At 56.2% G+C, this 12280-nt stretch carries 12 protein-coding genes; 11 read left to right on the top strand and 1 reads right to left on the bottom strand.

Going from position 1 to position 12280, the window contains the following annotated elements:
- The first annotated feature begins 2 nt into the window (after positions 1 to 2).
- Positions 3 to 215 carry a DUF6903 family protein gene (locus SRB521_RS04200; protein ID WP_033118684.1) on the top strand — a complete coding sequence of 71 codons (213 nt, stop codon included), beginning with the start codon at positions 3 to 5 and terminating at the stop codon, positions 213 to 215.
- An 11-nt stretch (positions 216 to 226) separates the two neighbouring features.
- A complete protein-coding gene (gnpA, locus tag SRB521_RS04195; protein WP_116722256.1) occupies positions 227 to 2413 on the top strand; it encodes a 1,3-beta-galactosyl-N-acetylhexosamine phosphorylase in 2187 nt (728 codons plus the stop codon).
- 163 nt (positions 2414 to 2576) lie between these two features.
- Here gnpA and hcp read toward each other — a convergent pair whose 3' ends face one another.
- Positions 2577 to 4217, bottom strand: coding sequence for a hydroxylamine reductase (gene hcp, locus SRB521_RS04190; RefSeq protein WP_075704351.1), 1641 nt, complete (start codon positions 4215 to 4217; stop codon positions 2577 to 2579).
- A 129-nt stretch (positions 4218 to 4346) separates the two neighbouring features.
- Between hcp and SRB521_RS04185 the strand changes: the two genes are divergently transcribed.
- The 9 genes from SRB521_RS04185 to lpdD all read left to right on the top strand — a co-directional run bounded on the left by SRB521_RS04185 (position 4347) and on the right by lpdD (position 12239).
- Entirely contained in the window at positions 4347 to 5024 is a 678-nt protein-coding gene (locus SRB521_RS04185; RefSeq protein WP_033118687.1) for a Crp/Fnr family transcriptional regulator, read from the top strand.
- 155 nt (positions 5025 to 5179) lie between these two features.
- Positions 5180 to 5884, top strand: coding sequence for a 4Fe-4S binding protein (locus tag SRB521_RS04180; RefSeq protein ID WP_058118155.1), 705 nt, complete (start codon positions 5180 to 5182; stop codon positions 5882 to 5884).
- 315 nt (positions 5885 to 6199) lie between these two features.
- Positions 6200 to 7207, top strand: coding sequence for a LacI family DNA-binding transcriptional regulator (locus tag SRB521_RS04175; protein WP_083630941.1), 1008 nt, complete (start codon positions 6200 to 6202; stop codon positions 7205 to 7207).
- Positions 7159 to 8172, top strand: coding sequence for a ribokinase (gene rbsK, locus SRB521_RS04170; RefSeq protein WP_242943941.1), 1014 nt, complete (start codon positions 7159 to 7161; stop codon positions 8170 to 8172). Before SRB521_RS04175 ends, rbsK begins: the two co-directional genes overlap by 49 nt.
- A gap of 2 nt (positions 8173 to 8174) precedes the next feature.
- Positions 8175 to 9152 (top strand): nucleoside hydrolase, encoded by a 978-nt coding sequence (locus SRB521_RS04165; RefSeq protein ID WP_116722255.1) that lies wholly within the window; start codon positions 8175 to 8177, stop codon positions 9150 to 9152.
- 14 nt (positions 9153 to 9166) lie between these two features.
- Positions 9167 to 10489, top strand: coding sequence for a sugar ABC transporter substrate-binding protein (locus SRB521_RS04160; protein WP_116722254.1), 1323 nt, complete (start codon positions 9167 to 9169; stop codon positions 10487 to 10489).
- A 70-nt stretch (positions 10490 to 10559) separates the two neighbouring features.
- The gene (locus SRB521_RS04155; RefSeq protein ID WP_116722253.1) at positions 10560 to 11420 is read left to right on the top strand and encodes a carbohydrate ABC transporter permease; all 861 of its coding nucleotides are present in this window, start codon (positions 10560 to 10562) and stop codon (positions 11418 to 11420) included.
- A gap of 7 nt (positions 11421 to 11427) precedes the next feature.
- Complete coding sequence (locus tag SRB521_RS04150) at positions 11428 to 11901, top strand: ABC transporter permease family protein (RefSeq protein ID WP_116722252.1); 474 nt, start codon at positions 11428 to 11430, stop codon at positions 11899 to 11901.
- Positions 11898 to 12239: a prenylated flavin chaperone LpdD gene (gene lpdD, locus SRB521_RS04145; RefSeq protein ID WP_083630943.1), complete on the top strand. Its 342-nt coding sequence runs from the start codon at positions 11898 to 11900 to the stop codon at positions 12237 to 12239. The genes SRB521_RS04150 and lpdD overlap by 4 nt, the downstream gene beginning before the upstream one ends.
- Positions 12240 to 12280: the final 41 nt, after the last annotated feature.

The raw sequence follows: 12280 nt of genomic DNA, 5'->3' as shown, positions 1-12280 counted from the left end.
GCATGAAATACTGGAAGGAACATAAAACACTACGCGTGGTCCTCATCGCCCTGTTTTTTGGGGCGGGTCTCGCACTGCTGCTGTACGGGTGGCGCATGACTGGAAAACTGTCCGGGCTGGGGCTGATGCTCCTGGGCATACTCCTGCTGCTGGCCGCGCTGTGCCTCTACAACAAACCCTTTGAAGAGCCGAAGAACCCAAAATCTGAGCCTTAGGAGAGAGAGCCATGAGTGAGCAAGCCCGCAGAGGCCGTGTCACAATCCCCACGGATGTGGATGTGGTGCCGGAGACATTGGAGCTGTTGAAGCGCTGGGGCGCCGACGCCATCCGCGACTGTGACGGCACCGATTATCCCGACACCCTCAAGGGGGTAGATGCCAAAGTCTACTCTACCTACTATACCACTCGAAAGGACAACGCCTGGGCAAAGGCGAACCCCGACGAGGTACAGCAGTGCTATATCATGACCGGCTTTCACACCGCCGAGGAAGGGGCCCTCTCCATTCCCCTGATGCAGGGCGTGAGCCCTGAGCTCATGGAGCCCAATACCCGGGACGATATCAAGCGCTGGTGGGAGGTGGTGGACCGCACCGCCGGAACGGTGGTGCCCCCCGCCGACTGGCGTTATGATGCGGCTGCGGCACAGGTGGTACTGGACCGCCCGGCTGCGTTCCATGAGTATACGGTGAGCTTTCTGGCCTACCTCATCTGGGACCCCGTCCACATGTACAACGCCGTCACCAATGGCTGGACGGATTTCGAGCACCAGATCACCTTTGACGTCCGCCAGCCCAAGACCCACGCATATACCATGGAGCGGCTCCGGAAATTCATCGACGACCACCCCTATGTGGATGTGATCCGCTATACCACCTTCTTCCACCAGTTCACACTGGTCTTCGATGAGCTCAGGCGGGAAAAATATGTGGACTGGTACGGCTACTCCGCCTCCGTCTCCCCTTACATCTTGGAGCGGTTCGAGCGCGAGGTCGGCTACCCCTTCCGCCCCGAGTACATCATCGATCAGGGGTACTACAACAACCAGTACCGGGTCCCCTCCAGGGAATTTCTGGACTTTCAGGCCTTTCAGCGCCGGGAGGTGGCCAAGCTGGCCCGCGAGATGGTGGATATCACCCATGAAAAGGGCAAGGAAGCTATGATGTTCCTGGGCGATCACTGGATCGGCACCGAGCCGTTCCTCCCTGAATTTCAGACCATTGGCCTGGACGCGGTAGTGGGCAGCGTCGGCAACGGCTCCACCCTGCGGCTTATCTCCGATATCCCCGGCGTAGCATATACCGAGGGCCGTTTTCTCCCCTACTTTTTCCCCGATACCTTTCACGAGGGGGGCGACCCCGTGCGGGAGGCCAAGGAGAACTGGGTGACCGCCCGGCGGGCCATCCTGCGCAGTCCCATCGACCGCATCGGCTATGGCGGTTATCTGAAGCTGGCCTGTCGGTTCCCTGACTTCATCGACTATGTGGAGCGCGTATGCAACGAATTCCGGGAACTGTACACCAACATCCGCGGTGCCACGCCCTACTGCGTGGGTAAAGTGGCCGTCCTCAACTGCTGGGGAAAAATGCGCTCCTGGGGCTGCCATATGGTCCATCACGCGCTCTATCAAAAGCAGAACTACAGCTACGCCGGCGTCATCGAGGCGCTGTCCGGCGCCCCATTTGATGTGGTATTCCTCAGCTTTGACGACCTCAGGAACGATCCCCATGCGCTGGAGGGCGCCAGCGTCCTCCTCAATGTGGGGGACGGGGACACCGCCCATACCGGCGGCGCTGTCTGGGAGGACCCGGCCGTCGCCGCGGCTGTCCGGCGCTTCATTTGGAACGGCGGCGGCTTCATCGGCGTGGGCGAGCCCTCTGGCCACCAGTACCAGGGCCACTATTTCCAGCTTGCCACCGCCCTGGGCGTGGAGAAGGAGACCGGCTTTACCCTGGGGTACGACAAGTACAACTGGGAGGAGCACCCCGATCACTTTATCCTCGCCGACTGTACCCATCCGGTGGATTTTGGAGAGGGCAAAAAGAGTATTTACGCCCTGGAAGGCACCGAGATCCTGGTCCAGCGGGAAAAAGAGGTCCAGATGGCCGTCCACGGCTTCGGTGCGGGCCGGTGCGTCTATCTCAGCGGTCTCCCCTATTCCTTTGAAAACAGCCGCGTCCTCTACCGCTCCATCCTCTGGGCCTCCCACAGCGAGGATCGCCTCCACAGGTGGTTCTCCTCCAACTGTAATGTGGAGGTCCATGCCTATGTGAAAAGCGGCAAATACTGCGTGGTGAACAATACCTACGAGCCGCAGTCCACCACGGTCTACCGGGGCGACGGCTCCAGCTTCACGCTGGACTTGGGCGCCAACGAGATCAAGTGGTACGAGTTCCCATCCGAATCATTGGAATAATTGAGAAACGGCGAGCGGACTCATCCGCTCGCCGTTTCTCTCATTTCGCACCCGATTTCCGGGCGCGCTATAACACAGATGCTGTCCAGGTGCAGGCAATGGAAAAACAGAGCCCGCCCGTGAATTTCCCGCTTGTCTGCCTCCTTTGTGTGGACGTCTCTCCTTACGCCTTACCGAAAAAGAGCTCCAGATCATCCTCCACAGAGCCGATGCCGGCAATGCCGAAGTTCTCCACCAGGACTTTGGCCACGTTGGGGCTGAGGAAAGCGGGAAGCGTGGGGCCCAGGTGAATATTCTTCACCCCCAGATACAGCAGGGCCAGCAGGACGATCACCGCCTTCTGCTCATACCAGGCAATGTTGTAGATGATGGGCAGCTCGTTGATGTCCGCCAAGCCAAAGACCTCTTTGAGCTTCATGGCGATGACCGCCAGGGAATAGGAGTCGTTGCACTGGCCGGCGTCCAGCACCCGGGGAATGCCGCCGATATCGCCCAGGTCCAGCTTGTTATACTTGTATTTGGCACAACCGGCGGTGAGAATCACGGCGTCTCTGGGCAGGGCCTTCGCAAATTCCGTGTAGTAATCGCGGCTCTTGGCCCGGCCATCACAGCCGGCCATCACCACAAATTTTTTGATCGCACCGCTTTGGACTGCGCTCACGATCTGATCCGCCAAGGCCATCACCTGGGCGTGGGCAAAACCGCCGGTGATCTCGCCCCGCTCGATCTCTGCCGGGGGCGCACAGCGTTTGGCATGGGCGATGAGGGCGGAAAAATCCTTCTCCGTGCCGACCCCGCCGGCGATATGCTTGCAGCCGGGATATCCGGCCGCGCCGGTGGTGTACAGCCGCTCTTTGTAGCTGTCCTTGGGCGGTACGATACAGTTGGTGGTCATCAGGATGGGCCCGTTGAAGGTCTCAAATTCCTCTTTCTGTTTCCACCAGGCGTTGCCGTAGTTGCCCACAAAGTTGGGGTACTGTTTAAATGCCGGATAGTAGTGGGCGGGAAGCATCTCGGAGTGGGTGTAGACGTCCACGCCGGTTCCCTGTGTCTGCTCAAGCAGCATCTCCAGGTCCCGCAGGTCATGGCCGGAGACCAGGATGCCGGGTCGTGTGCCCACGCCAATGTTCACTTTTGTGATTTCGGGATTGCCGTAGGCCCCCGTGTTGGCCTTGTCCAGCAGAGCCATACCGCTGACGCCGTATTTGCCCGTCTCCAGGGCCAGCGCCACCAGGTCCTCTGTCGTCAGAGCGTCATCCAAAGTGGCGGCCAGGGCCCGTTGGAGGAAGACGTCCACTTCAGTGTCCTCCTGCAGCAGAGCGTTGGCATGTTTGGAGTAGGCAGATAGGCCCTTGAGACCATAGGTGACGAGCTCCCGCAGGGAACGGATGTCCTCATCCCCGGTGGACAGCACCCCCACTTGGGCGGCTTTGGCCGCAAACATGGGCTCGGAGGCGGTCCAGCGAGCGGCCTCCGGCAGCCCATCGGCGTGCTCCACCTGGGAAAGCAGCTCCTGTTTGACCTCCAATGTGGCGTGAATGCGGGTAACGATGGCCTCCTTGTCAAAATTGGCATTGGTAATGGTGGTAAACAGGTTCAGCGTGACCAGATGGTTTACCGCCGGAGCCACCTCCTTCCCCTCGGCCCGAAGCTGGGCCGCCACAGCGGAGATCCCCTTTGTCACATAGACCAGCAGATCCTGCATGGCAGCTACATCCGGTTTTTTACCGCAGACGCCCGACTGCGTACAGCCCGTGCAGCCGGCGGTTTCTTGACATTGATAGCAAAACATCTTATTTTCCACAATAATTCCTCCCAGTTTCATCCATGTATCGGTTTTCTAAAGAATTGTGTGTTTCTTGACTTTCTGGACACAGTATAATATAGTCAGAGCAACAAGTATGTTTGTATAACAACGCAAGAGGTAACGTATATGGATTTCATCAGCTTATCGAAAACAGCCCTTTTCCGCGGCACCACCCCCCAGGAGACAGAGAAGATGCTGTCCTGCCTTGGTGCGGAGCAGCGGCATTTTTCCAAAGGCGAAATGATCTGCCGCACTGGAGATATCGTCACGGCCTTGGGCATGGTGCTGACCGGCAGCGTCCTGATCGAAAACAACGACCTGTGGGGCAATACCACCGTTCTGGACAGCGTTGGGCCGGGGCAGATCTTCGCCGAGACCTATGCCTGCACTTCCGGCGAACCCCTGATGGTCAACGTGGTGGCCGCCGAACCGGTGGATGTGCTTTTCCTGAACATGGACCGCGTGCTTCAGGTCTGCTCTCACGCCTGCACCCACCACAACAGACTGATCCGAAATCTGCTGTCCATATCGGCTCAGAAAAACTTAAACCTATCCCGAAAAATTTTTCACACCGCCTCCAAATCCATCCGAGGGCGGCTGTCTTCCTATCTGTCCTACCAGGCCATCCGCAGCGGAAGCCACAGCTTCACCATCCCCTTTAACCGCCAGCAGTTGGCCGACTACCTCAATGTGGACCGGAGCGCGCTGTCCAACGAGCTGAGCAAAATGCAAAAAGAAGGCCTGCTAAAGGTGGATAAAAGTCGTTTCGAGCTTATGTATGACAGCCACGGATTTGGATCATAAGCGAAGGGGTGCCCCCGTCTCTCCACTCCATTTTTGTTTCATTTTTCTTATTCTGTTGGCAAACCAACAGACAGCGCTCTTCCCATGTGGGATAATCAGGCCAGAAAATGATTGTACGGGTATCAGAACCCACTTCTGAAAGGATGGAATAGAACATGGAGCGAAAAATCATCAAAATCGACGTCGAACGCTGTAACGGCTGCGGTCTCTGCGCCGCCGCCTGTCATGAGGGTGCCATCGGCATGGTGGACGGGAGGGCCCGCCTTTTGCGTGAGGACTATTGCGACGGCCTGGGCGATTGCCTCCCCGCCTGCCCGGTGGGTGCCATCAGCTTTGAGGTGCGGGAGGCCCCCGCCTATGATGCCGAGGCGGTCCGTGCCGCCCAGCAGGCCAAGGCCATCGGCGCTCCGCTCCCCTGCGGCTGCCCCGGCACCCAGTCCAAGCGTATCCCGCGCGTCCCCGCTCCCGCCGCGCGGGATACCGCCACAGTGGACAGCGAGCTCTCTCAGTGGCCTGTACAGATCAAACTGGTACCGGTAAACGCCCCTTATTTTGACGGCGCCAAGCTGCTCGTCGCCGCCGACTGTACCGCTTATGCCTATGGAAACTTTCATCAGGACTTTATTCGGGACCGCATCACCCTCATCGGCTGCCCCAAACTGGATGAGGGCGACTACGCCGAAAAGCTTACTGCCATTTTGCGGGAGAATACGATCAGGAGCGTAACTGTGGTCCGCATGGAAGTCCCCTGTTGCGGCGGGATCGAACAGGCTGTCCGCCGGGCCCTGGAGAACTGCGGCAAACTGATCCCCTGGCAAGTCGTCATCATCGGTACCGACGGGACGCGCAGAGACGTATAGCGCTCTCCGCCGTCTTTCCCAACGGCACCCGCCCTCAACGACAGCGCCGCCGGCATGATTGCATGCCGGCGGCGCTGTCGCCTTTCCTATATTTTCATACTCTATCATCGGCAAAGCCTGCTCATTCTAATTTCTAATCACTTTAGCGCAAACGGATGCTTTGGTGCTTTTTCTTAAAGTTTAGTCTAGTTTACTAGCAGGTGTGACAAAAATGTGCAAGGCCGCCGGATGATTGTTGACATATTTTGTGGAAAGAGCTATACTTTTTATAGTTACTAAACCGGTTTATCTCTTACGAAAGGAGAGAGTCGTGCCGTGACGATCAACGACATTGCCCGCATGGCGGGCGTTTCCAAGGGAACGGTCTCCCGCGTCATAAATCATAACCCGCAAGGTGTTTCTGAACAGACCCGCCAACGCATCCTGGAGTTGATCGAAGAGGTCGGATATATACCCAATCGGGTCGCCGGGAGTATCACATTGGCCCGCACCAAAACCATTGGCTTAATCATTCCAGATATACAGAATATGTTTTTCCCTCAGATGGTGCGCGGCGTGGAAGACTGCGCAATGGAAAACGGGTATACCCTGTTTCTATGTAATTCCGATTCCAACATCCACAAAGAGCAACAGTATTTACGGGCCTTTTTGGAAAAACGGGTAGACGGTATTTTGGTCAATACTTGCGGAGAATTGGAAGATCGAAGCCTCTATCGCTCTGTCTGTCAAAGCGGAATCCCAATGGTTCTGCTGGATCGAAAATCCAGGGATTTTACAGACAAACCCGGCGTCTATGTTGACAACCAGGAGGCCGCTTATTCCGGTGTAACTCACCTCATTGATACAGGGTGCCGCAAGATCCTTTTCCTGGGCGGGCCAAAGGGGGTATACACCACAGGAGAGCGTCTGAAAGGATACCGGCAGGCTCTTCGCGAGGCGGAGATCCCCTTTCAAAAAGAATACATCACTTATGGCGCTTACAGCACCGCATCCGGCTATGAAAGGGTCCGCCACATCATAGAGGCCTACCCCGAGACGGACGCCATTTTTGCCGGTGCGGATACCATTGCCATTGGTGTACTGAGAGCGCTCCGTGAACTGAACATTCCTGTACCTGGGCAGGTGAGTGTATTAGGGTTTGATAATATCATGCTCAGCGCCGACCTCACCCCCGCCCTCACAACGGTGGCACAGCCTATCTATGAAATGGGCTATCGGGCCGCACGGAAGTTGCTGGCGTTGATCGGTGGGGATCCCGAGGGGGCTAAGAGCGAATGCATGAGTACCACTCTAGTCCAGCGCGAGAGTACAAGATCGAGGTGAAGGATCGCGATATGAATCAAATATTGGTGATTGGCAGTCTGAATATGGACGTCGTTGTGCGGATGGAGCGCCTGCCAGCCTTAGGTGAAACCGTTTTGGGAGAGGAATACTGGAATAATCCGGGTGGGAAGGGCGCGAATCAGGCTTATGCCGCCAGGCTCGCCGGAGGGCAGGTCGCCATGTTGGGCAGTGTTGGAACAGACAAATATGGCGTGCGCATGCTTGAGCTGCTGGAAAAGGCGGGCGTACAGGTAATGGATATTCAGAGAGATTCGGGACAATCCACTGGAACGGCTTTTGTCCTGACCGGTACGGATGGAAGCAACAGCATCGTGGTGGTCCCCGGCGCCAACTCTACCTGCTCATCAGAGTATCTGGCTGAAAATGCAGAACTCTTTTCTAAAGCCGCCTGCGTGCTTCTGCAACTGGAGATCCCGTTGGAGAGCGTGTGCAGCGCCATCCGCCAAGCCAAGGCACTGGGTAAGCTGGTCATCCTGAATCCCGCCCCAGCCCGTCAGGACATTCCCGAAGATCTCTTTCCGTTGGTGGATGTAATCACTCCGAATGAAACGGAGCTGTCTGTTCTGACGGGAGGCCCGGCCGGAACCGTAGAGGAAATTGAGCAGAGCGCAAAACTCCTGCTGCAGAAAGGCGTCCGAAATGTGGTGGTCACTTTAGGCGCTCGAGGGTCATTGATCGTGAACCAAAATGGTGCGCTTCTGGTCCCGGCCCGCAAAGTGTCCGCAGTGGATACAACAGGCGCAGGAGACTGCTTCAATGGCGTACTGGCCGTCGCGCTGAGTGCCGGAATGCCCTTGGAGAAAGCTGTGCTCAGGGCCAATCTGGCCGCTTCTATCAGCGTAACCCGCAGAGGTGCCTTGACTTCCATGCCTACTTTGGAGGACTTGGAATCGTTGTGGCAGATGTTCTCTCGGGACGATATGTCCTACGTGGCGGAGGGTTAAGTATGGAACGCATTATTTTAGATACCGATATTGGCACGGATGTAGACGATGTGATGGCCGTGGCGTTGGCCGCTGTCTCGCCAGAATTAAAGGTGGAGGGCATTACCACAGTCTACGGCGACGTGGACCTGCGCGCCAGAATGGTGACGAAGGTATTGCACATGCTGGGCAGGGAGGATATCCCCGTCATGGCAGGCTCTCGGGACGTATTGCTGCGCAACCGGGAAATTTGGTGGTTGGGCCATGAAGGCGAGGGCCTTCTTACCGAAGCCGACCGGGACCTTGCCTATGACCGCCGCCACGCCGTAGATTTTATCATCGATACCGTGATGAAAAACCCGAAAGAGGTCACGCTCATCGGCATTGGGCCCTTCACCAATTTCGCCATTGCACTGGCCAGAGAACCGCGTATTGCAGATTATGTCAAGCAAATTATCATCATGGGCGGCAGCGCCCGGCTGGGGTGCAACGCCGCTGAGTTGGAGCACTCCGACCACAACGTGAGCAGGGACCCGGAATCTGCGGCTCTTCTTTTCCGAAGTGGAGCTCCCATCGTAATGTGCGGCTATGACGTCACCCGGCAGGTCCTGGTGCGGGAACCCCATATCCGGCGTCTGGAGGAGAGCGGGAGCGCGCTCAACCGCGCCATGGCCCGAATGGTCCGCATCTGGCTTCAGTACTGGAAACGGGACTATACTGCCATGAATGATCCGCTTTGCGTGGCGCTGGCCTTTGATCCCACCTTCTGTCGGGGGCCGCAGATGAATGTAGAGGTTGAATACGATCACCGCCATCCCACGGGACATACGATCTGTTCCCTGCCCAGAACCCCCTGGACCCCACCTGAGGATCTGGAAAAACCGGCTCCAGCCGGAAAGGTAAAGGTCTGTCTTGAAGTGGACGCCGACCGCTTTATGTCTCTGCTGATGGACCGGATTTGTCAATATAAAATCCCCTGCGCCCAGCTACAACAAAAATGAACTAGGAGGACTGTATGATGAAACTGAAAAAACTCTTGTCTCTGGCACTGGCGCTTGGCCTGGCCTCGTCTCTGGCCGCCTGCTCCTCTCAGGGCACCTCCGGCGCTTCCCCCACGCCCGCCGGCAGTGACCCGGTTCCGGCTTCCGACACCACTCTGAATGTACTTATCGTCTCCGATCTGGAACCCTTGGAGCCGGTGTTCCAGGAGTTTGCACAGGCAAATGGCATCTCCATCCAGGTAGAGTCCGTGCCTTATTCTGAAATCTTCAACACCATTGAGGTCCGCTTGGGCACAGGAGAATCCTTTGTCGACGTACTGGTGGCGGATGCCCCCCTGATTACCAACTATGCCGCCAAGAATTATCTTGGAAGTATGAGCGAATATATCTCCGCAGACTCCACCTCGCGCATCACTTCCGCCTCCCTTGCAGGCGGCACGGTGGACGGTGAGATAATGGCCCTGCCTCTGTATAGTTCTTGCGTGAATCTGTACTATAACAAAGACCTGTTTGATGCCAAGGGACTGCCTTATCCCAGCATCGACCCCTCGGAGCGGCTGACCTGGGAGGAAATCGTAACGTTGGCCCAGCAGCTCACCTATACGGATGAAAATGGCAGCCAAATCTACGGCCTCACCTTTGAGCAAATAGATACGCCGTATCAGCTGCTCCCCCTCTCTCAGAGTCTGGGCACCGTGCAGTATATCAACGACGATCAGACCTCCACCGAAGGCTACACCAATGCCGAGGCGGTGGTAAAGGCCGGCCAATTTTATTACGACACTTTCAACACCTGGAACATCAGCCCCAAAATCGACGGCTCCGAATCCACCGGCTATTTCACCGCCGGCCAAGTGGCCATGTTCGTTGGGGGCTCCTGGCAGATTTCTTCCATGGACAGCGCCGGAATGAACTGGGGCGTGGCTCCGCACCCCTATTTTGAAGGCGGCGAAGCCGTGACTCCCACAGGCAGCTGGTACATGGGCGTCTCCAACTACTCTGAGAACAAGGAGCTTGCCTCCAAATTCGTGGAATGGCTCACCACCGACGATGAGACTTGTCAGAAGACCTACTCCATCATGCAGAATCTGCCCTGTAACATCAGCGTGCTGGACTCTATCGAGCAGGATTCCGCCAATGAAGGCACCGTGGCTGCGCTCAACGTCTACGAGGCTATGAATACCGCTGTGGCCCGGCCCCAAATGGTGGGGTATGAAGAGTGGCAGTCGGTGATGCAGGAGACTTATAGCGATATCAAGAACGGCTCCGATCCCCAGGCTGCTCTGGACGCAGCCGTAGAGGAAATCGACAGCTTGATCGCCAAGTATCAGCAGTAATCAAACCAGCAAATTGGGACAAGGGGGTTGCGTACCCTCTTGTCCCAATTCCTAAAGGGTGGACGATGTCATGAAAAGGCACTATCCGGTCGTTGCGGCTTTTCTTATTCCAGCTATGGCCCTGCTTGTCATATTTAAAATCTATCCCATCCTGCTGGGTATTTATGACAGCCTGTTTTCCTATTCCTTTGTCAACAAGGCCACCCTGTTTGCCGGCCTGGACAATTACATCACGGTTTTAAAGGACGCATCTTTTCAAAATTCCCTGAAGGTCACCCTGTTTTTTAATGTGATCGTCAATCCCATCCAAGTGGTTCTCTCTTTTGGGCTGGCATTGTTGCTCATGGTTAAGCTTAGAGGTCAGAGAGTCTTTCGTACGGTCCATATTATTCCCATCACGGTGTCCTTTACCATCGCCTGCACCCTTTGGGGCGTATTCCTGAGCCCGGAGCAGGGCCTTATGAATTCCATTCTGAACTTGTTCGGCATTTCAAATCAGGCCTTTCTGAACAACAGCAAGCAGGCCCTGGCCTGGGTCATGGTCATTGCCACCTGGAAAGGGTTGGGCTATTGGGCTCTGTTCTTTATCACTGGGCTGGAAGAGATCCCTTCACAGCTATACGAGGCCGCCTCTATCGACGGCGCCGGCTACTGGAAAACGCTGCGCTACGTCACTCTGCCGCAAATGAAGCGGACTTTTAAATTTGTCATTATTTCCGACACCATCTCCAATTTTATTCTGTTTGTTCCAGCCTATATACTGACGGGCGGCGGTCCGGAAGGTTCCACTGATTTTTTAATGTACCGCATCTACCGCACCGCATACAAATACTCCAATATCAATCAGGCGTCCGCTATGATTGTGATTCTGCTTCTCCTGCTGGTGGTCATCATCGGCATTGAGAGTTATCTCCTGCGGGAAAGGGAGTGAAGAGACAATGAACCGCATCAATCCCAACAGGAAACTCCCGCTCTATACGCTGCATATGGTCCTGCTGCTTTTTGTGTTCCTGCCGTTAATCTTTGCGTTCACCTCCTCCTTCCGCCCCATGGAGGACATCTATCGCTACGTCAGTCCGCTTTCCTGGAAAACGTTTATTCCAGAGCATTTCACTCTGGAGGCATATCAGACCATTTTTGTGGAACATGGCTTTGGAAAGGCCCTGCTGAATTCACTGCTGATCGCCCTTCTCACAGTGGCCGTGGGTATCCTGTTTAACGGCATGGCGGGGTATGCTTTTGCTAAATTTACATTCCCCGGGAAAAAATTGCTGTTCCTGCTGGTGCTGCTGTCTTATATGATGACCTTTTATAGCGGTCCGCAAACTGTAGACGACATGATACGGCATCTGATAGGCAAAGTCCTGGACCGGCTGGGCATCCCGGCGGACTACAGGAGGTGGGGCGGATGATCCAGATCGGTTCCGGCCGCTCCTGGGTCGCCATGGACTGGCATTTCGTCGGAGAGGACCTGTACGTTTCCATCATCGGCGGCGAGACCCCTCATATCGGTGCCGCCGCCTTGGCACACCGGGAATCCGGTCGTACGGATGTCCACACGCTCTCTGTTCCCGGCCACCGTGAGGAAGCACTGACCCGCTTTTGCGCGGAAGACATCTGCAGAGCTACCGGCCGCACAGTCCTTGTCAACTGTGGTATCCACATTGACCAGGCATCCGCTCAGGAAATCTCCCTTCTCTGCGACCATGTCCGCGCTCTGGAGCAACAGCTTCTCCTTTCCCTCCAATAACCCTTTCCCATCGGGAAGAGGCCCCGCCGCAAGAGCGGCGG

Origin of the sequence: Intestinimonas butyriciproducens (assembly GCF_004154955.1) — a bacterium.
GTDB classification, from domain to species: domain Bacteria; phylum Bacillota; class Clostridia; order Oscillospirales; family Oscillospiraceae; genus Intestinimonas; species Intestinimonas butyriciproducens.
Note: the sequence above shows the minus strand (reverse complement) of the source record. Positions and strands in the feature narration are given on the sequence as shown.